The organism is Kineosporiaceae bacterium, assembly GCA_016713225.1.
GTDB lineage: Bacteria > Actinomycetota > Actinomycetes > Actinomycetales > Kineosporiaceae > JADJPO01.
The window spans coordinates 559,792-579,747 of the sequence record JADJPO010000001.1 but is presented as its reverse complement, the minus strand read 5'-3'; the positions used below and the strand labels follow the sequence as shown (position 1 = coordinate 579,747).

At 69.4% G+C, this 19,956-nt stretch carries 21 protein-coding genes; 15 read left to right on the top strand and 6 right to left on the bottom strand.

Annotated features, from left to right (window positions below; genetic code table 11):
- Positions 1 to 174 precede the first annotated feature (174 nt).
- The 3 genes from IPK24_02660 (at position 175) to IPK24_02650 (ending at position 2,810) form a co-directional block, all read left to right on the top strand.
- Entirely contained in the window at positions 175 to 474 is a 300-nt protein-coding gene (locus tag IPK24_02660; protein MBK8074473.1) for a hypothetical protein, read from the top strand.
- A 270-nt stretch (positions 475 to 744) separates the two neighbouring features.
- A complete protein-coding gene (locus IPK24_02655; protein MBK8074472.1) occupies positions 745 to 1,509 on the top strand; it encodes an SDR family NAD(P)-dependent oxidoreductase in 765 nt (254 codons plus the stop codon).
- Positions 1,510 to 1,700: 191 nt separating this feature from the next.
- A complete protein-coding gene (locus IPK24_02650; GenBank protein ID MBK8074471.1) occupies positions 1,701 to 2,810 on the top strand; it encodes an alpha/beta fold hydrolase in 1,110 nt (369 codons plus the stop codon).
- Positions 2,811 to 2,863: 53 nt separating this feature from the next.
- On the opposite strand, the gene IPK24_02645 is transcribed toward IPK24_02650, so the two are convergent.
- Complete coding sequence (locus IPK24_02645) at positions 2,864 to 3,241, bottom strand: helix-turn-helix transcriptional regulator (protein ID MBK8074470.1); 378 nt, start codon at positions 3,239 to 3,241, stop codon at positions 2,864 to 2,866.
- Between the two features lie 269 nt (positions 3,242 to 3,510).
- On the opposite strand from IPK24_02645, the gene IPK24_02640 reads away from it, so the two are divergent.
- The gene (locus tag IPK24_02640) at positions 3,511 to 5,829 is read left to right on the top strand and encodes a (Fe-S)-binding protein (protein ID MBK8074469.1); all 2,319 of its coding nucleotides are present in this window, start codon (positions 3,511 to 3,513) and stop codon (positions 5,827 to 5,829) included.
- A 5-nt stretch (positions 5,830 to 5,834) separates the two neighbouring features.
- Here IPK24_02640 and csrA read toward each other — a convergent pair whose 3' ends face one another.
- Genes csrA through flgN form a run of 5 tightly spaced genes read right to left on the bottom strand, consistent with a single transcriptional unit; the run spans position 5,835 to position 9,552 of the window.
- Entirely contained in the window at positions 5,835 to 6,197 is a 363-nt protein-coding gene (gene csrA, locus IPK24_02635; GenBank protein MBK8074468.1) for a carbon storage regulator CsrA, read from the bottom strand.
- 55 nt (positions 6,198 to 6,252) lie between these two features.
- Complete coding sequence (locus tag IPK24_02630) at positions 6,253 to 6,756, bottom strand: flagellar assembly protein FliW (protein MBK8074467.1); 504 nt, start codon at positions 6,754 to 6,756, stop codon at positions 6,253 to 6,255.
- An 8-nt stretch (positions 6,757 to 6,764) separates the two neighbouring features.
- The gene (flgL, locus tag IPK24_02625; GenBank protein MBK8074466.1) at positions 6,765 to 7,637 is read right to left on the bottom strand and encodes a flagellar hook-associated protein FlgL; all 873 of its coding nucleotides are present in this window, start codon (positions 7,635 to 7,637) and stop codon (positions 6,765 to 6,767) included.
- Positions 7,638 to 7,643: 6 nt separating this feature from the next.
- Positions 7,644 to 9,047, bottom strand: coding sequence for a flagellar hook-associated protein FlgK (gene flgK / locus IPK24_02620; protein ID MBK8074465.1), 1,404 nt, complete (start codon positions 9,045 to 9,047; stop codon positions 7,644 to 7,646).
- A 7-nt stretch (positions 9,048 to 9,054) separates the two neighbouring features.
- Positions 9,055 to 9,552: a flagellar export chaperone FlgN gene (gene flgN / locus IPK24_02615; GenBank protein ID MBK8074464.1), complete on the bottom strand. Its 498-nt coding sequence runs from the start codon at positions 9,550 to 9,552 to the stop codon at positions 9,055 to 9,057.
- Between the two features lie 228 nt (positions 9,553 to 9,780).
- Here flgN and IPK24_02610 point away from each other — a divergent pair, with 228 nt between their 5' ends.
- The 11 genes from IPK24_02610 to fliG all read left to right on the top strand — a co-directional run bounded on the left by IPK24_02610 (position 9,781) and on the right by fliG (position 19,937).
- A complete protein-coding gene (locus tag IPK24_02610; GenBank protein MBK8074463.1) occupies positions 9,781 to 10,746 on the top strand; it encodes a sigma-70 family RNA polymerase sigma factor in 966 nt (321 codons plus the stop codon).
- A gap of 94 nt (positions 10,747 to 10,840) precedes the next feature.
- The gene (locus tag IPK24_02605) at positions 10,841 to 11,653 is read left to right on the top strand and encodes a flagellin (protein MBK8074462.1); all 813 of its coding nucleotides are present in this window, start codon (positions 10,841 to 10,843) and stop codon (positions 11,651 to 11,653) included.
- Between the two features lie 167 nt (positions 11,654 to 11,820).
- Positions 11,821 to 13,671 carry a flagellar filament capping protein FliD gene (fliD, locus tag IPK24_02600; protein ID MBK8074461.1) on the top strand — a complete coding sequence of 617 codons (1,851 nt, stop codon included), beginning with the start codon at positions 11,821 to 11,823 and terminating at the stop codon, positions 13,669 to 13,671.
- 102 nt (positions 13,672 to 13,773) lie between these two features.
- Positions 13,774 to 14,214 (top strand): flagellar export chaperone FliS, encoded by a 441-nt coding sequence (gene fliS, locus IPK24_02595; GenBank protein MBK8074460.1) that lies wholly within the window; start codon positions 13,774 to 13,776, stop codon positions 14,212 to 14,214.
- The gene (locus IPK24_02590) at positions 14,211 to 14,513 is read left to right on the top strand and encodes a hypothetical protein (protein ID MBK8074459.1); all 303 of its coding nucleotides are present in this window, start codon (positions 14,211 to 14,213) and stop codon (positions 14,511 to 14,513) included. Before fliS ends, IPK24_02590 begins: the two co-directional genes overlap by 4 nt.
- A gap of 66 nt (positions 14,514 to 14,579) precedes the next feature.
- Positions 14,580 to 15,968, top strand: a complete 1,389-nt coding sequence (locus tag IPK24_02585; protein ID MBK8074458.1) for a glycosyltransferase — start codon at positions 14,580 to 14,582, stop codon at positions 15,966 to 15,968.
- Positions 15,969 to 16,182: 214 nt separating this feature from the next.
- Positions 16,183 to 16,530 (top strand): flagellar biosynthesis protein FlgB, encoded by a 348-nt coding sequence (locus IPK24_02580; protein ID MBK8074457.1) that lies wholly within the window; start codon positions 16,183 to 16,185, stop codon positions 16,528 to 16,530.
- Positions 16,530 to 16,928, top strand: coding sequence for a flagellar basal-body rod protein FlgC (locus IPK24_02575; GenBank protein ID MBK8074456.1), 399 nt, complete (start codon positions 16,530 to 16,532; stop codon positions 16,926 to 16,928). The genes IPK24_02580 and IPK24_02575 overlap by 1 nt, the downstream gene beginning before the upstream one ends.
- Complete coding sequence (locus IPK24_02570; protein ID MBK8074455.1) at positions 16,928 to 17,290, top strand: flagellar hook-basal body complex protein FliE; 363 nt, start codon at positions 16,928 to 16,930, stop codon at positions 17,288 to 17,290. Before IPK24_02575 ends, IPK24_02570 begins: the two co-directional genes overlap by 1 nt.
- A complete protein-coding gene (fliF, locus tag IPK24_02565; GenBank protein MBK8074454.1) occupies positions 17,287 to 18,918 on the top strand; it encodes a flagellar M-ring protein FliF in 1,632 nt (543 codons plus the stop codon). The genes IPK24_02570 and fliF overlap by 4 nt, the downstream gene beginning before the upstream one ends.
- A gap of 2 nt (positions 18,919 to 18,920) precedes the next feature.
- Positions 18,921 to 19,937 (top strand): flagellar motor switch protein FliG, encoded by a 1,017-nt coding sequence (fliG, locus tag IPK24_02560; protein MBK8074453.1) that lies wholly within the window; start codon positions 18,921 to 18,923, stop codon positions 19,935 to 19,937.
- The last annotated feature ends 19 nt before the right edge of the window (positions 19,938 to 19,956 follow it).

Below are 19,956 nucleotides of genomic sequence, written 5' to 3'. Positions count from 1 at the left end.
ACGGGGTGGGACCGCCCTCTCGTCGTGTGCCTCGCATCAACGGCACCCGAGGTGTGACGCAGGCTACGCATCGATCGTTAGCTAGTTAGCACTAGAGCTGCTAATGTCTTCCTCAGGCACGACCGACACACCGAATCAGGTCCACCAAACCACCATCGCGAGGAGCGAAATTCCATGGCCACCAAGCCCGAACCGACCATCCCCAACCCCCTCGGCCTCGACCTCGGCCCGTACGAAGAGGCCGCGACCCGCGTCCGCGAGCTCAACGAGCGCATCCTCGAGAGCATGAAGGCCACCGGCCTCACCTCCCTGGACGCCTACGAGAAGGCCCTGAAGAGCCTCGTCGACTTCGAGCAGAAGGTCGCCGGCGCCAGCCAGCTGGAGTGGGTCTCCGCTCTGGCCGCCACCCACGCCAGCTTCGTGCAGGACGTCAGCGCGGCGTACACCAAGGCTGCACGCGAGGTTCTCGGCTGACCCAGCCCTACCCCGTCCCTCGGGACGGTCACAGACACGAGTGGCGGACAGGTGGACACCTCCCTGTCCGCCACTCGTCGTCCGTGGCCCACCATCGCGCTCACGCGCCCCCGGAAGTCCCTGGCGCGGCCACCCTGATCGGGTGCCCAATGTCAGCAACGACACACGTCTGAGCTGCACAGGCATCGCCGAAGGGCGCATGCTCGAACTCACTCAGCAGGTGCACGAAGCAACGCGACTCGACGACGAGAACAGCGGGAGGTTCCCACGATGGCGACATCTGGGCAGAGCAGTGGTGGACGACGAGCGGCCATCGTGACCGGCGCCGCCAGCGGGATCGGGGCGGCGATCGCCGAACGGTTCCTCAAGGACGGCATCGACGTCCTGTCGGTCGATCTGAGGCCCGGCCCTGACACCCCGGGTGTCCCCTTCGCGGCCGACCTGACCACCCGAGAGGGCAACAAGGCCGCCGTCGAGGCGGCTGTCGAACGCTTCGGGCGACTCGACATCATCGTCCCCAATGCCGGCTTCCAGCACGTGTCCCCCATCGCCGACTTCGACGAGGACCGCTGGGACGCCTTGCTGGCCGTCCTGCTCACCAGCCCCTTCCTGCTGACCAAGTACGGCTGGTCACACCTGGTCGAGTCCGGGGCGGGGAGGGTCTGTGTGATCGCCTCTGCGCACGCCCTGTCGGCCTCGCCGTTCAAGTCCGGCTACGTCTCGGGCAAGCACGGCGTGCTCGGCCTGGTCAAGACCATCGCGCTGGAGGGTGCCGACTGCGGCATCCGGGCCAACGCGATCTGCCCCGGCTACGTGCGAACCCCCCTGGTGCAGGCCCAGATCGCCGACCAGGCGAAGTCGCACGGTATGAGCGAGGACCGCGTGGTCGCCGAGGTCATGCTCTCGCGGCAAGCGGTCAAGCAGATGGTGGAGCTGGACGACCTGGCCGAGATGGCCTTGTTCATGACCGGCCCGCACAGCAATTCCCTGACCGGTATGGCGGTTTCGATGGACATGGGGTGGAGTGCACTATGAGTGAGATCCAGCACACGGCGTTGCCGAATCTGAAGACGACGCACACGCACCTGCGGACGCTGTCTCGTCGGCAAGCAGGCAACGCCACGCCGACAGCCACCCCGGCGGTGCGGGCCCGGCGCAACATCGTCCAGTGCCCACCCGGCATCGTGGACGGCGGCGTCGACTCGGTCTACGAGATCGCCGGGTCCATGATCCGCAGTGGCGTCGACTACTGGACCGGGTTGCTCGAGCGCGGAGCCACCCCGCTGGACGCCGCTCGCGACGTCATGGAGTGGACCAAGGAGGTCAACAAGCGCGAGAAGCCCACCTGGGCCAGCCCGCACTCGATCACCGCCGAGTGGCCGGTGGCCAGGTTGCGTGACTTCAGTGGCCCGGACGAGCCGCACGACGTCATCCCGACGCTGATCCTGCCGCCCCAGGCGGGTCACGACTCCTGCATCGTCGACTACGCCCCGGGCCAGTCCCAGGTGCAGACGGCGCTCGAGGCGGGCTGCGTCCGGGTCTACTCGATGGACTGGATCGGCGCCGACGAGCAGACCAAGGACGCCACGATCGAGGACTACATCGAGACGATCAAGGCGGCGATCGACACCCTGGGCGGGCACGTCAACCTGGTGGGCGACTGTCAGGGTGGCTGGTTGGCGACGATCTACGCCGCCATGCACCCGGACACCGTGCACACGCTGTCGATCGCCGGCTCACCGATCGACTTCCACGCCGGTGAACCGCTGATCCACGACTGGGTCCAGGTGGTCTCACCGATCGGCCAGATGGACTTCTACAAGGCCGCGGTCCAGGCCAACGGCGGCATGCTGCCCGGCGATTTCCTGCTCACCGGTTTCAAGCTGATGCAGCCCGAGGCCGAGATGCAGCGCCAGATGGCCCTGCTGGCGAACATCCACGACAAGCGCCACGTCGAGCGGTTCCGCCGCTTCGAGGACTGGTTCCAGTGGACCCAGCCCATCCCGGGCAACTTCTACCTGTGGATCGTCGAGCACCTGTTCATGCGCAACGAACTGCTGCACGGCACCCTGGAGGTCGGCGGCAAGCACGTGGACCTGGCCGAGATCCACTGCCCGCTGTACCTGTTGGCCGGCGCCAAGGACCACATCACGCCGCCGGCGCAGGTCTTCGCCCTGGCCGACTTCGTCTCCACCCCGGCCGACGAGGTCACCAAGTTGACCACCAGCGGTGGCCACCTGGGCATCTTCATGGGGCACGAGGCGCTGCGGAACTACTGGAAGCCGGTCTTCGCCGACATGGCCGCTCAGTCGCTCATCGAGACCGAACACCCCTGACAGACCCCGCAACACACCGTGCGCCGGCGCGGCGCGTCGTCCGAACCTCGGGGTCAGGACGGCTCGCGGCGCCGGCGTACGGTGTTCGCGGCCAGGAAGGCCCGGTAGATCTCGATCAGGGCCTTGCGTTGGGCGGAGCTGAGTTCGGTGGCGTCCTCGATGGCGGCCAGCAGGCTGCCTGGGGCCTTCTCCTCGTCGTCCGCCGCCACGAATCCGGCTTGGGTGTAGAGGTCGTCGGCCGTGGTCTGCAGGGTCTCGGCGATGGCGCTGAGCACTGCTTCCGAGGGCGCCCGCAGGTCACGCTCGATCTGCGACAGATAGGGATTGGAGATGCCGACCGTGTCGGCCAGGGCACGCATCGACAGCGAGGCCAGCTCACGCTGGCGCCGGATGATCGCCCCCAGGCTCGGCGCTCCCGATGGCCGGAACATCCCGGCAAGGTCGTCGTCAGTCACCTCTCCAGACTAGGTGGACCGCCCGGCGCAGCGTGGCGTTCCGCTATGGGGTTGACCGCATCGACGAGCCTGGACGGCGTTGCGTCCGGCCGCGTAGCGTCACTGCACGGTTCCGTGGGCGTCGCCGCGGAAGATGGGATCACCGGTCGAATCGGCTCGCCGTCCGGCCAACGCCCTCTACCGTGTGACAGGCACCACCGTCGCCCATCCTGCGCCACCGCTCGACCCACAGGAGAGTCGTAGCCATGCAACTGTCCGGGCTGCAGATCACCGTCATCACCGTCATCGCCGTACTGTCGGTGGTCGGGATCGCCCTCTTCGCCCGCACCGTCGGAAACCTGGCGCGAGTGATCCGATTGGGCCAGCCCGACCCGACCCGATCGGGGCGCACCGGCGAGCGCATCTACTCGCTCGTCGCCGAGTCGCTGGGGCACGCCCGGCTGGGCCGCTGGCCCTTGGTCGGCATCATGCACTGGCTGGTCTTCGTCGGCTTCGGCGCCCTGTTCTTCACGCTGATCACCGCGTACGGACAGCTCGGCAATCCGCGATTCGCCCTGCCACTGGTGGGGCATTGGGTGGTCTACGAGTGGATCACCGAGATCATCGGCTGGCTCACGCTGGTGGCGATCGGCACCCTGATCCTCATCCGGCAGAAGAACCACCCGCGACGCAGTGCCGGTGAGGCGGGACGCCGGTCGCGGTTCTTCGGATCCTCGTTCTGGCAGGCCTATTACGTCGAGGCAACCATCGCCGCCGTGGCGCTGTGCGTGCTGACCCTGCGCGGCCTCGAATACGCCCTGGGCACGGTCGAGCCCGAGGCCGGCCACCCGGCGTCCCTGGCACACTTCCCGCTGACCGCCTGGATCGGCGATCTGTTCTCGGGAGCCTCGGCCACGGCGCTCGAGCACGGCATCCTGGCGGTTGCCGCGCTCAAGATCGTGGTGTCGATGGCCTGGTTCATCACCATCTCGTTGCAGCCCACGATGGGTGTGGCCTGGCACCGCTTCCTGGCGTTCGTGAACATCTGGTTCAAGCGCAACCCGGGCGCCACCGAGGGCCGCGACTCCTCCGCGTTGGCGCCGTCCCTGGGCGCCCTGCAGCCGATCCGGATCAAGGGCGAGGTGCTCGACTTCGAGAAGCTCGACGAGCTCGAGGACGAGGAGCCCGCTCTCGGTGTCGGCCAGGTCGAGAACTTCACCTGGAAGGGCCTGCTCGACTTCACCACCTGCACCGAGTGCGGCCGATGCCAGTCGCAGTGCCCGGCCTGGAACACCGACAAGCCGCTGTCGCCGAAGCTGGTCATGTTGAACCTGCGCGACCACGCCCACGCCAAGGCCCCGTGGTTGCTCACCGCCGAGGGCGAGCGCGACCAGCTGGACGACGCCGTCAAGGCCGAGGCGGAGCGGACCCTGGTGGCCCCGGTGGACGTCGACAACCCCGTGGCCGGCGGCGTGATCGACCCGGACGTGCTGTGGTCGTGCACCACCTGCGGCGCCTGCGTCGAGCAGTGCCCGGTCGACATCGAGCACGTCGACCACATCGTCGACATGCGCCGCTACCAGGTGCTCATCGAGTCGGCCTTCCCCGCCGAGCTGGGCGGGCTGTTCAAGAACCTGGAGAAGAACGCCAACCCGTGGGGCATGAACGCCCGGCTGCGGCTGGACTGGGCCAAGAACCTGCCCTTCGAGGTCAAGCAGGTCGGCGTCGACGTCGAGGACCTCACCGAGGTCGACTACCTGTTCTGGGTGGGCTGCGCCGGTGCCTACGAGGACCGCGCCAAGAAGACGACCCGCGCCGTCGCCGAACTGCTGCACACCGCCGGGGTGAGCTACGCCGTCCTGGGCGAGGGTGAGTCGTGCACCGGCGACTCGGCCCGCCGGGCCGGCAACGAGTTCCTGTTCACCACGCTGGCGATGACCAACGTCGAGGTACTCAACGACGCCAAGGCGAAGTCCATCGTCGTCACGTGTGCCCACTGCTTCAACACGCTGAAGAACGAGTACCCCCAGCTCGACGGCAACTACGAGGTGGTGCACCACACCCAGCTGCTGAACCGGCTGGTGCGCGAGGGGCGGCTGACCCCGGTGGCCCCGATCTCCAAGGGCACCACGGTGGTCGCCAACGCGGCCGGCGAGATCCCTGCGGGCAACGGCGCCGGGTCGACCGTGACCTACCACGACCCGTGCTACATCGGTCGGCACAACGGGGTCTACACCCCGCCGCGCGAGCTGATCGCCGCACTGCCCGGCGTGAGCCTGACCGAGATGCCGCGGCACGGTACGCGCTCGTTCTGCTGCGGCGCGGGTGGGGCGCGGATGTGGATGGAGGAGAAGCTCGGCAGCCGGATCAACACCAACCGCACCACCGAGGCGCTGGCCACCGGAGCCGACAAGGTGGCCGTGGCCTGCCCGTTCTGCCGCGTGATGCTGTCCGACGGGCTCACTGCCGCCCAGGCCGGGGACGGCGGGGCGGCCACGGATGTCGAGGTGGTCGACGTCGCGCAGATGCTGCTCGCCGCGGTGCGTCGGGGCCGGCCGGACGCCGAGAGCGTCGCCGCCGGCTGACTCGGTCAGTCCTCGGCGTCCGGATCGCGTGGCGTCGGCGCGGGCGGGGCTGCGGGAGTCGAGGGCGGCGCCGGTTTGGGCACCGACGACGTGGCCGGCCCGGGGCGCGTACCGCGACTGCCCGGTGGGCGCGGTCGGGCGATGCGCTGCAATCGGTCGGCCACAGTGCCCAGATCCGCGGCGGCGGCCGCGCTGGCCGCCGCATTGGCCGCCTGCACCTCCGCGTACACCTCGGCTCGATGCACCTGGACGCTGCGGGGAGCCTCGATCCCCAGCCGCACGGTGTCACCGCGCACATCCAGGACGACGACTCGTACGTCGTCGCCGATGACGATGCTCTCCCCGGCTCGCCTGGTCAGCACCAGCACAGCGGGCTCCCTCCATGGATCCCGACGCAGACGCCGGCCCCCCTGGCAGGACCCGCTAGACGACTGCGGCGCGAACCGGCCAATCCGTCCCGGAAAGGATCACCTGAGCGGCGGATCGATTTCGGGCGTTCACGACGACCGGTGCCAGAAGGTTAGCGGTCGTTGACGCTGCGTCAGCACCAACCGTGAGAACCACCAGCACGAGAGCGTCCTCGGCGGCACTCAGCCCGAGCTCGCGCTGGGCGTCCTGATCGAGTTCGAAGGAGTAGTCCGGGAAGAACGCGTTGGGCGCTGCAACCAGAAACCGCACGTCAGGGGCCTCGAGGCTGCGCAGTTCGAACACCACCGGGTCGAGATCCTCGTCCTCGGCCGACTCCCCCTCGGCCGCCTCGGAGTCGTCCGACTCGGCCTCGTCGCCGGAATCGGCGTGGTCGAGGCGAACCAGGGCGAAGCTGCTCAATTCAGGGAATCCCGGCAGCGGGCGGACGAACGTCAGCGCGGGCAGCTCCGCACCGCTCGACGATGCGGACACCGTCGCCTCGACCACGTCAGCGGTCATCGGACCGCTCACCGCAAGAAGTCGATCAGTGAGTGCTGCATGACCTTGGCGGCCGCTCCGAGCGCCGCTTGATAGCCGACCTGTTGCGCCTGCAGATTCATGATCGTCTCCGGTAGGTCGACGTCCTCGTTCTCGCTGATCCGCGAGACCAGGTCGAGTCGGTGGGACTCGACGAGGGCGCTGGTCGTGTCCAGCCGCTCAGTGCGGGCGCCGACGTCCCCGATGGCCCGTTGCAGGGCCGACAGGGCGGAGTCGATCGCCGTGAAGTCGGTGGGGGTGGCCCCCGTGGTGACGATGTTCGCCGACACGGCACTCAGGGCCGCAGGAAGGGTGTCGGCTGCCACGTCGGTGCCCTTGACGTCGATGCGCAGCACGGCGTCGGTGGAGATGCGCGCCTCGATCGGCGCGTTGTTGCCGACATAGGCACCGGTCGTGGGATCGACGGCCTCCCGGCCGGGAACGGTGCCGCCGAACACCGGGCGGTCGAGGTAGGTGGTGTTGTAGAGGCCGACCACTTCGGAGCGGATGGCATCCACCTGCACCGCCAGGGCCGCCCGACCGTCGGTGCTCAGCGCACCGCTGTTCGAGGCGACCATGAGCTCGCGGACGGCGCGCACCCGGTCGCTCAGACTCTGCACCGCGGAGTCGGTCACCGTCAGCCGGCCCTTGGCCTGTTGGTTGTTGCGTTGGAATTGCTCGTCGGCCATCTGGGACGAGCGCAACTGCATCAGCGCCGAGGTCGAGGCCGGGTCGTCGCTGGGTCGAAAGATCCGCTTGCCGCTGGACAACTGCTCCTGCAACGCCTGGGTCCGCCCCAGGTTGGCCTGAAGTCCGCGCAGCGCCACCGTGGTGGTGGTCGCCTGGGTGATTCGGCTGGTCATCGGCTACTACCTCCCCACGGTCCCGGTGCGGTTGATCAAGGTGTCCATCATCTCGTCGATCGTCGTGATCACCCGGGCCGAGGCCTGGTAGGCCCGCTGGAACAGCATCATCCCGGTCATCTCCTCGTCCAGGTTGACCCCCGAGTCGGAGTTCACGGCGTCGTCGGCGGCCGTGACGACCGAGTCCTGCGCCGCCACCGCGGCCTTCAGGCTCTGCAGCTGAGTGCCCAGGGCGGTGGTCACCGACCGCCACCGCGAGGACGGTCCGGCAGCGCCACCGAGCGCCGCCGAGGCATTGACGTCGCTGGCCAGGTCGCCGATCTTCAAGGCGACGCCACCATCGACCGTGCCGCTCGCCGACGAGATGGCGAGCTGGGCCGGATCGGTGGGCACCACCGCGAGATCGTGGGCCCCGGTGCCGCTGAAGAACGGGCCGCCGGCCGCGCCGCCGAGGGTGAAACCGGTGGCGTGCACCGAGTTCACGGCATCACGCAAGGCGTTGGCCACGTCGTCCACGGCGGTCGACAACGACGGCAGGTCGGTCCGCAGCGCGGCCAGATACCCCGCGGCGGCTCCCGACTCGACCGGCACCGCCATCGATCCCCAGCTGATCGTCGGGGGCGATCCGGCGGCGGCCTGCAGATCCGTGGCACCGGTGAGCGTGAGCTGCTGCGCCGTCCCGGCGGCCACGATGGTGACACCGTTCACGGCCAGCGAGATCGTGCTGTCCGGTGCGCGGACGGCGTACCCGCCGACCAGGTCGGCCAGCTTGCGAACCAGGATGTCGCGTTGGTCGAGCAGCTCGTTGACCGGACGCCCCGCCCCGACCCCCTCGAGGATCTGCGAGTTGAGCGAGGCCAGGTCCCCGGCGGCCTGATTGGTCTCGGCCACCACCTGTTCCAGCCGACTGCGGGCCGTGGCCCACTCGGCGGCGATGCCACCACTGACCGTGTGCACCTGGTCGACCAAACCCTGCGCCCGCTGCAGGACGACCGAGCCCGAGGCATCGTTCGTGGGGTTGAGCGACAGGTCGTGCCACGACGAGTAGAACGCGTCCAGGCTCGATTGCATCCCGTTGGTGCCGGGCTCGGAGAACAGGAGTTGGGTGGTGGTGAGAGTGTCGTCCTGAGCGGCCAGGGCCTGCTGCCGGCTACCGGCGGCGGCGCGGGTGGCCTCGAGGTAGGCGTCCCGGATGCGGGTCACCGCATCAACCCGGACGCCGCCCAGCGGGGTGGCGCTGCCGGTGTGGAACGAGGCGCTCGGCGGTGCCCCCACGGCGGACAACAGCACCCGCTGGCGCGAGTAGCCGGGCGTGTTGGCGTTCACCACGTTCTGTCCCGCGGTGTCCATCGCGCGCTGGCTGGCCAACAGTCCGGAGACCGCGGTGTTGAGGGTGCTGAAGGTGCTCATCGCGAGATCACAGGCTCCTGTCCACCACGGTGGCCGCCGCACCGGCGATCACGTCCTGGCGGCCCTGGGCGTCATAGCCCACGGAGGTGCGCCCGTCGCGCAGGCCGAGCCCGGCCATCGCCTGCTCCACGGCTGCCAGGCCGGCAGCCATCATGTGGCGGTTGGTCTCGGCGAGCACGGTCAGTTCCCCGGTCAGGGTGAGCAGCGCGTTGCGGTGGTCGATCAGCACACCCGTCCACGGCGGTTCGGCGGCGGCGGCCAGTTCCTCCAGCCGCGCCCCCGCATCGAGCCCGACCTCGACGGCGACGGCGTCCGCGATCGCGGCGCGCTGCATCTCGACGACGCTGAGGTCGTCGATGAGTGCCTCGACCTCGGCAGTGGCCAGAGGCAGGAAGCGGGTTCGTCCGGCTGCCAGCAACAGTTGCTCGCACTCGAGCCGGTACACCAGGCGCTCGAGCAGTTCGCGTTGTCGCCAGAGCACGGCGGCCAGATCAGGCAGGCTCATCGCGCCGCTCCCTCGGGGGTCTCGTGGGGTCTGGTGGTGCTCGATCGGGGGTGCCGATCGATGTCGCGTGTTGGAAGCACTTGTCGGCATCCGCGGGCCCGACCTGAGCCCTTTCGGGTCACTGCACCTGCGCGAGAACTGAGCCGCACGTGTGATTCGCCCGCCTGAGGAGCCTCCGGAACGCCAGGATCGCGAAAGCCCACGGCGACGACGGCCGATGCCTGATCCGTGCCTGAACCCACGGTGGACGTCGACGCGCTCGTGACGTCGCATCTCGCCCTCGTCGGCCATCTGGCCCGCGAGGCGGCTGCGCGGCTGCCGCGTCACCTGGACACCGATGACCTCGTCGGCGCCGGCGCGCTGGCCCTGGTCCAGGCCGCACACTCCTTCGACCCGACCCTCGGCGTTCCGTTCGCCCGGTTCGCCTCCACGCGGGTGCGCGGAGCCATGATCGACCAGATGCGCCAGCGCGACTGGGCCACCCGCTCGGTCCGTTCCCGGGCACGCGCCCTGGCCACCGTGACCGAGGAACTGACCCGGGCACTGCAACGCGTCCCGACCGAGGCCGAGCTGGCCGCCGCGAGCGGTATGTCGACATCCGAGGTGCGCGAGGTGGCCCACAGCACCGACCGGGCGGCACTGCTGAGCCTGGACCCGGTGACCCAGGACGACGACGGCCTCGGGGCCGGCCTGGCCGATGTCGGGCCCCGGCCGGACGAGGCGCTCATCGCGGCCGAGCGGATGGGGTACCTGCGTGATGCCCTGGCCGAGCTGCCCGAACGCACCCGCTACGTGGTCACCGGGTACTACCTGGAGAACCGCCAGCTGACCGAGCTCGCCGCGGACCTGGGCGTGACGCAGTCCCGGGCCTCGCAGTTGCGGGCCGAGGGGCTGGAACTGCTGCACGAGGCGCTCTCGAAGCTGCTGACCGACGACTCCCGCGCCGGCTCGGGTGCCGGCAGCGTGGGCTCGCCCCACGGTGGACGGCACGGCGACCACGACGGCGTGCGCGCCCGCCGCCGCGATGCCTATGTCCATGCCGTGGCGCACCGTTCCTCGGTACGCGAGCGAGCCGACGTCGCGGCCTACCTCGCAGGATCAGCGTTGCCCGGCAGCCGCAGTGGCTCGGCCGAGGCCGCCCCCCAGACGCTCCGACGCCCCTCGGGCGCCGGGGTTCACCCACTCGGCGCATGAGAAACGGCTCAACACCGCTCCCCAGGCGCCGATAGGTACAGCACACGCCGGTCCACGGATGGACCGGTAAGGGACCCTGACCAAGGAGGACACCGTGGGTCTTCGCATCAACAACAACATCGCAGCGTTCAACTCGTACCGGAACTTGTCGGTCACCGACGGGCAGATGAGCAAGTCGCTGGAGAAGCTGTCCAGCGGGTACCGCATCAACCGGGCCGCCGACGACGCTGCAGGTCTGGCGATCTCGGAGGGCCTGCGCGCCCAGATCGGTGGCCTGAAGGTCGCCGTCCGCAACGCGCAGGACGGAATCAGCGTCGTCCAGACCGCTGAAGGTGCGCTGACCGAGACCCACTCGATCCTTCAGCGCATGCGTGACCTGGCGGTTCAGGCCTCCAACGACGGTGCGCAGAGCAGCGCATCGAAGGGCGCGGCCAACGCCGAGTTCGGCGAGCTCATCAAGGAACTCGACGACATCGCCGGCAAGACGACCTTCAACGGCACCAAGCTGCTGGACGGCTCGTACTCCGGCACCTTCCAGGTCGGCGCACAGGCCGGCGAGACCCTGTCCGTTGCCGTCTCGGCCATGACGAGCGCCGGCCTCAGCCTGGGCTCTCTCGACCTGACCACCGCGGCCTCGGCGGCCATCACCGCCGTGGACACGGCGATCGGCACCGTCAGCACCACGCGCGCCAACCTCGGTGCGTCGCAGAACCGGCTCGAGCACAAGATCAACAACCTCAACGTCGCGGTGGAGAACCTGACCGCGTCGGAGAGCCGGATCCGAGACACCGACATGGCACAGGAAATGGTGTCCTTCACCAGGTCACAGATCCTGTCCCAGGCAGGCACCGCCATGCTGGCGCAGGCCAACCAGGCACCGCAGAGCGTGCTCAAGCTGCTCGGCTGATCCTGGCAGGGTGGCGGTCCCCCCGGGGACCGCCACCCTCGCGGCCGCGGCCCACCTCACCCCGCGGATCCGCAGCCACCCGCGCGCCGCCGTACCCGGCCCGTCGCGCACTCCCCGCACCCGTCCACCCACCTCGCCGACCGCGAGGGGTCCCCAGGAGGGACGCCATGTCCCAGGTCAGCATCTCCGGAGCCGTATCCGGGATCGATACGGCCTCCCTCATCAATTCCCTGGTGTCGGTACAGCAGAACCAGCAGGCGCTGCTCAAGACCCAGCAGAGCCAGCAGCAGAAGGCCGTCGACACGCTCGGCGGGCTGATCAGCTCGCTCGGCAAACTGTCGACCAAGGCCAAGGCCCTCACCGACACCAGCTCCTGGAAGGGCGCGATCGCGTCGTCCAGCTCGACCGGGGTCGCCGCCAGCGCCACCGGCACCCAGAACGCCTCTCTCAGTTTCGATGTCACCTCCGTCGCTCGCGCCCATGCCCGGGTCTCCCACGAGGCCGTGGGCTCGCTGAGCACGCAGGTGGCCGGGGGTCCGCTGACCTTCACCAAGGGCGACGGGTCGACCGTCACCGTCCCGACCGGCTCCGGCTCGCTCGCCGATGTCGTCGCCGCGGTCAACGCCTCGACGGCCGGGGTCAGCGCCTCGGCGGTGCAGACCTCGCCCGGGCAGTACCGACTGCAGCTCACGGCCGGCAAGAGCGGAGCCGGCTCGGAGTTCACCGTCGCCGGCCTGACCGGCTTCACCGGCACCGACGTGCTGACCCAGGGCAGCGACGCCCAGATCAAGATCGGCTCGAATCCGGCCACCGCCTACACGATCACCTCGTCGACGAACTCCTTCACGAACGTCGTCCCCGGCCTGTCGTTCACGGTCAGCCGGGTCGAGACCGGGGTCACGGTCGCCTCGACCATCGATGGCAGCGACGTCGCGACGAGCCTGCAGTCCCTGGTCGACACGGCCAACGAGGTGCTCGGCACCATCGAGACCGCCACCGCGTGGAACGCCACCACCAACACCGGTGGCGCCCTGGTGGGCGACAGCACCGCCCGCACGCTGCAGCAGTCACTGCTCAGCCTGGTCGGCTCCGCCGGCGCGCCCGGGGTCTCGTTGAACCGCAACGGCCGGGTGACCTTCGACAAGGCAGCGTTCACGGCCGCCTTCGTGGCCGATCCGGACGCCGTCAAGGCCACGTTCGGTGCCACGTCCACGTTCTCCGCCGCCGGTGGAGTGACCGGCAGCGCCACCTTCTCGTCAGCCACCTCGTCGACCCGGGCCGGCAGCTACGCGGTCAAGATCACCTCGGCGGCCGCCGCCGAGAAGTGGTCTGCCGACGCCTCGGGCGACCTGTCCGGGCAGACCATCGCCCTGACCCGAGGGTCGGTCACCGCGAGCTACACGGTGGGCCTGGGCGACACCCCGGCGGCCATCGCCGCCGGACTCAATGCCGCGGCCCAGACCGCGGGCCTCAGCGTGCAGACCGGAGTCAACGGCAGCACGTTGGAGTTCACCGCCGGCTCGGTGGGTGCCGCGTCGGCCTTCACCGCCAGCGTGGACGGCACCCCGCAGACCCGGGACGTGGCCGGGGCCGACGTCGCCGGCACCATCGACGGGCAAGCGGCGCAAGCCATCGGCACCGTGCTCACCCGTACCGGGGGAACCGGTGGCGCGGTCGGCCTCTCCGTCGACACGTCCTTCAGCGCGGCCGACGTCACCGGCTCCGGTGGCAACGTCGGTTCGGTGACCTACGCGCCCGGGCTGGCGCAGCGCTTCGTCCAGCTGGTGCAGCAGCAAACCGCCACGGGCACAGGAATTCTCAGCACGGCCAAGTCCAGTCGCGAGAGCTCCGTCAAGACGCTGCAGAATCAGATCGACGACTGGGACACCCGGTTGTCGTCCTACCGGGCCTCGCTGCAGGCGCAGTTCACCGCCATGGAGACCACGCTGGCGGCGCTGAAGACCCAATCGAGCTTCCTGAGCAGCTACGGCAGCGCCTCGTCGTCCTCATCCGGCTGATACCGACACGGGGGCCGGCCGTACGGGCAGGACAACCCCATCGGCGTACTCAGGCCGGACCACGCACGTCCGACGTAACCAAGAAGGCTGAGGAGGTGGGGCATGTCGTACGCACTCGCACACGCGCAGGCGCGGTATGCCTCCGATGCCTCACAGACCGTCTCACCGGCACGACTGCTGACCATGCTGTACGACCGGCTCGTGGTCGACCTGGGCATTGCCCACGACGCCATGTTGCGGGGCGACATCGCGATGACCGGCGAGCGGCTGAGCCACGCCAGCGACATCATCCTCGAGCTGCACTCCACGCTCGACACCGAGATCTGGCCGCAGGGTGAATCCCTGGCGGCGCTGTACCTGTGGCTGGTCCAGGAGCTGATCCAGGCCCGGCTACACCATGACCCCCAGCGAGTGGCCACCTGTCGAGACATGGTGGTCCCGCTGCGAGACGCCTGGCACGTTGCCAGCGGGGGTGCTCCGCCCAGTGCGAGCACCGAGGAATACCGAGCGCAGGGAGGCGCTGTACAGGGAGGCGCCACATGACGCCGACGTGGATCGATTATCTGGACGCCGTCGAGGCTGCTGCGCTCGACGTCAAGGCCAGCCTGCTCGCGGGGCGTGCCCCGCAGATGCCGGCCCTGGACCTGCCCGCCGGGCCCCCGCCCGCCGCCGTGGAACCCCGGCGGACCGTCGTTGCCGCACTCCTGGAGCAGGTGAGCATGATGCTCGGCGAGCACCGCGACGCCGTCACCGAGCGGCTGGCCACGCTGCCTCGCCAGCAGGTGCGCAGCACGGGGTACGACATGGTGCACGCCGGCGAGAAGCTCGACGTCATGAGCTGAGCCCGCCGGAGCAGCAGATGAGCTGATCGGGTGAAGCCCGGGCCGCGGCGAGCCGATGAGAACCCGGTGAGCCGTACCAAGTCCCGAGCACCGCGCCGGCCCCGTCGTCCGCTGCTGGCCGCCACCATGATCGTCAAGAACGAGGCGGAGAACCTGCCGCACATCCTGGCGAGTCTCGTCGGGGTGGTCGACGAGGTGGTGGTCTACGACACCGGGTCGACCGACGACACCGTCGCCATCGCCCGCGCCGCGGGGTGCCGGGTGCACCTGGGCCATTGGGACAACGACTTCTCGCGCGCCCGCAATGCCGCCCTGGACCTGACTCGCGCCGAATGGGTCCTGATCGTGGACGGCGACGACCGGGTGGTCGGCAACGCCGCCGCGCTGCGGGCCTATCTGAGCGGGGACACCGGGGCGTTCCCCGGCGCACCACCGGTGCGGGCCATCGACTTCATCCAACTGCGGGTGCTCAACGTGTCGGCCACCGACGAGGAGCGTCACAGTCTGCTGTCGCTGCGCATCGCCCGCCGAGACGGCGTCCGCTGGCACGGCAGGGTGCACGAGATGATGCAGCTGCCCGGCCAGGAACCCGGCATCGGACGGATCCTGAGGTTGGCCCCCGGGGTGCTGCACATCCGGCACACCGGGTACAACGACGAGCAGGTCCGGCGCAGCAAGGGTGTCCGCAACCTCGAGCTGGCCCAGGCCCAGGTGGACGAGTTGGTCGCCGGCCTGAACGAGAATCCGACCGCCCGCCCTGACAACCCCGACAGCCCTGACAACCCTGACAGCCCTGACCTCAACGCGGTCAGCCGCGCCGTCCTGGATCTGGGGCGCTCGCTGCTCATGGTGGGACGCCGCCAAGAGGCGGTGGAGGCCTTCGAGACCGTCCGCGAGCTGGCGGCCGGCGGCGTGTTGCAAGCGCAGGCGATCGCCTTGCTGGCCCAGACACTCCTGGACACCGGCGGTCACGACGAGGCCGCTCTGCTGCTGGTGGACGAGCTGCGCTGCTGTGGCTTCGCCACAGCGCAGTTCTGCGACTGGCTCGCCGCGCAGGGGCTGGCACGGATCGGACGGCGCCCCGAGGCACTCGAGTTGCTGCGCGGCATCGACGAGATCATCGAACCGGTGGGCAATCGGCTCCCCCTGGAATCGGTGATGCTGGCCCGGGTGATCTACGCCGGTGCCGAGGGACTGATCGAAGAGGCCCGCGAGGTGCTGGCCGACTGCCTGACGCAGTTCGGGCCGCACTACGACAACACGGAGTTCCTGCTGCGGCTGTGGCGTGGCCGAGAGAGCGAGCTGGCGGCCCATCTGGCGGCCTCGACCGGCGCCTTCGTCACCGACCTGCTCATCGAGCTGCGCCGAGTGGGTGAGACCGGCGGGCGGGTGGCCGACCTGGTCGGCACCCTTTCGGCGGCACCTGATCCGGTGCCGGCCGACACCACCGGGTGAGCCCGCCACAGAGCGTGAGCAACCCGCGGTCGCCGGCTGGGCCGGACGGCGGACAGTCACCCCGCTCGGCCGTGGATTCCTTCAGCGAGAACGGCTCCCGGACGAGGTCATAGGCAGAGCACGGACCGCTCTGCAGCGCCACGGAACGGCGCACCGCATGACACGACGCCTACGGCGATCACTCACGTGAGCGCACCGGGGACAAGGGGTCCAGATGCTCGACGACGTCTCGATCAGCACGCTGCACGCAGCCCTCAACGGGCTGTCGGCTCGCCAGCGGGCGCTCAGCGACAACATCGCCAACGTCAACACGCCCTACTTCCGCGCCCGCTCGGTCAGCTTCGAGGGCGATCTGAAGAATGCGGTGGCCGGCGGTGACAACCCGTTGGAGACGCGGCCCCAGGTGCAGTACTCCAACGCTCCCGGCGGGCTGACGGGGAACAACGTGAACCTGGCCGACACCGTCGTGGCCGCGATGAACACCCAACTCGCCTACGAGCTGGCGGTACGGGCCACCGGTGACCGGTTCTCGCTCTACCGCAGCGCCGTCCGGGGGGCCTGATCATGTTCGAGGCCCTGGGGATCAGCGGAAGCTCGATGAACGTCCACCAGACCTGGATGGACGCCATCTCGGACAACATCGCCAACATCAACACGGTTCGCCCCACCAGCGAAGAGGCGTTTCGCGCCCGGTACGTGCTGGCGCAGTCCCTCGAGGACGGCGGCGTCGGCCGCGGGGTCGGCGTGCGCGGCATCGAGCTGGGCAAGGCCGAGGGCCGCCTGGTGTACTCCCCCGACCACCCGATGGCCGACAAGGACGGCCTGGTCCGGTTGCCGGACACCGATCTGGGCGAGCAGATGACCACCATGATCATGGCCCAGCGGGGCTACCAGGTCAGCGCGTCGAACCTGACCCGGGTCAAGGCGTGCTACGACGCCGCGATCGCGATGGGTCGCTGATGGCCGTCAGCGGTATCGGTGGGGTGAGCGCCGCGAACCTCGACCGCATCAGCCGGATCTACCAGCGGCAGGCCGCCGAACTCACCGCCACGTCACCGACCTCACCGGCCGGACGGATCGCGGAGGCGGCGGGCAACCGGGGCGCCGACTTCGGGCAGGCGGTCTCGAACGGCATCAGTTCACTGGAGTCGATGGACCGCTCGGCCGCCGGAAAGGCGGTGCAGGCAGCCACGGGTGACCTCACCGACGTGCACGACTACGTGATCGCCGCCACCCAGATGCAGACGGCCACCGAGATCACCACGACCGTTCGCAACAAGGCCCTCGAGGCCTTCAACGAGATCATGAGGATGCCGCTGTGAACGCTCGCATGAACCAGGCCATGGGGCGCGCCAAGGGGCTCGCCGGCGGGTTCACGCCCGGTCAGCGCGGCATCATCCTGGTGGCGGCGCTCGGCCTGATCCTGGGGGCCTTCGCGTTGACCCGGTGGGTGGCCCAGCCCACCTGGACCCCGCTGTTCGGTGAGACCTCGAGCGCGGACACCCAGAAGATCGTGGAGGAGCTGCAGGCCGAGGGCGCCCAGTACAAGCTCGGCGGAAACGGCAACACCGTGATGGTGCCGCAGTCCCAGCTCTACGCCCTGCGGGTGTCGGTGGGTGCCAAGGGATTGCCGTCCACCACCTCGGATTCGAGCAGCTGGGCGATCTTCGATCAGCAGGGCATGACCGCGACCGAGATCCAGCAGAACGCCGCCTACCAGCGAGCGATCGAGGGCGAGGTGGCCAAGACCCTGGAGGCCATCGCCGGGGTGAACACCGCCATCGTGAAGCTCGCCATCCCCAAGGACAGCGTGTTCGTCACCGAGAAGGACAAGACCACGGCGTCGGTGCTGCTCTCGCTGGCACCCGGCACGACCCTCAGCAAGAGCCAGGTGCGATCGGTGACCAACCTGGTCGCGACCAGCGTTCCGGGCCTGCTGACCGCGAACGTCGCCGTCAGCGACGGCAACGGCACCCTGCTCACCGCGCCGAACGACGGCAGCAGCGGTGCCGCGGCGGCCAACGCCAACGACACCGACGAGCAGACCGCCCAGTTCGAGGACCGGGTGGCCGCCAAGACCCAGCAGATGCTCGACCAGGTGCTCGGCGCCGGGAGTGCCGTGGTGCGGGTGAGCGCGGCACTCGACTTCGACGCCAAGCACTCCACGACCGAGAGCTACCTGCCCTCGCCGGCGCTGCCGCTGAGCGAGCAGACCTCCCGGGAGGCCTTCAATCCCGGCCCCGGCGGCGTTGGCGGGTTGCTCGGCGTGATCACCCCCACCCCGCTGTCCAGCGCCATGGGCACCGGCCAGTACTACAAGGACAGCACGACCCGGAACAACGGGATCGGCAAGAGCATCGTCGAGGCCGAGGCCGCCCCCGGCGCCGTGAAGCGGCTGAGCGTGGCCGTGGTGCTCGACTCCAGTGCGGCGGAAGGCGTCGACCCCGCCACGGTGCAGGCCCTGGTGGCCAGTGCCGTGGGGATCGACAGCACCCGGGGTGACGTGGTGCAGGTCAACGCGGTGCCGTTCAACAAGGCGGCTGCCGAGAAGACCGCCAAGGAGTTGGCCAAGGCCGAGGCCGAGGCCAAGACCGCCGGCTACATCGACCTGGGCAAGAAGGGCGGCATGGGCCTGCTCATCGTGATCGCGGCGGTGATCCTGATGCTGAAGCAGCGCAAGGGCAAGGCCGCAACCCCGACCGTCGATGCCACCGCGACCGATCTGCCCGACGGCCTGCTGGTGCCCTCCCGGCTCGAGGCCATCGGCGCCGACCGGATGCGCGAGCTGGGCGCCGGTCCGGCCGGTGAGCTGGGTGCCCTCGAGCAGGAGGCGCTCAGCCCGATCATCGAGCGCGAGAAGCTGCGTGAAGAGGTCGCCTCCTTCGTCGACAGCCAGCCCGATGACATCGCCCAGCTGGTTCAGGGCTGGCTCGAGCAGCGGAGCAACTGACGATGACCGTTGCCACCGTCGGCCTGTCGGGCTTGCGCAAGGCCGCGATCCTGCTGGTTCAGCTCGGCAAGGAACGCGCGTCCAAGGTGCTCGCCATGTTGCCCGACCAGATGGTCGAGGACCTGACCGCAGAGATCGTGCGGCTGCGCGACGTCTCGGTGGACGACGCCAGCGCCGTCCTGAGCGAGGCACACGAGACGCTGCACTCCAACGAGACGGCCGGCCGCGGTGGGCTGGATCTGGCCAAGGCGTTGTTGGCCGAGAGCCTGGGCCGGGAGCGCGCCGAAGAGATCATGGAGCGGCTCGGGGCCACCCTGGCCGAGATGCCGTTCGAGTCCATGCGCAAATCCGATGCGCGGCAACTGATCACGTTCCTGGGCGACGAGCACCCGCAGACCATCGCGCTGGTCCTGGCGCACCTGTCGCCGCAGCAGTCGGCCCTGGTGCTCTCCGGGTTCGATCAGGGCACCCAGGCGGACATCGCCCATCGGATCGCGTGTATGGAGCGCGCCTCGCCGGACGTCATCCGGCTGATCGAGCGCGAGCTCGACCGCCGGATGTCCACCGTCATCGGGCCGCAGGAGTTGTCGTCCGTCGGCGGTGTGGGGCCGCTGGTCGCGATCATCAACCGTGCCGACCGCGGGACCGAGCGCATGATCCTCGAAGGTCTCGAGACCCTCAGTCCCGATCTGGCCGAACAGGTTCGGGCACAGATGTTCATCTTCGAGGACATCGTCACGCTGGACGACAAGGCCATTCAGCTCGTGCTGCGCAACGTCGAGAGCTCCTCGCTCGCGTTGGCGCTCAAGGGCACCAGCGCGGCCGTGCGCGAGAAGATCATGCGCAACCTGTCGACCCGCGCGGCCGAGAACCTGGCCGAGGAGATCGAGCTGCTCGGTCCCAAGCGCCTGTCCGAGGTCGAGGAGGCCCAGGCCAAGATCGTCACCGAGATTCGTGCGCTCGAGCAGTCCGGGCAGATCGTCATCATGCGGGGTAACGATGAAGCCCTCGTCGAGTAACCCGGATCGCAGCGAGCCC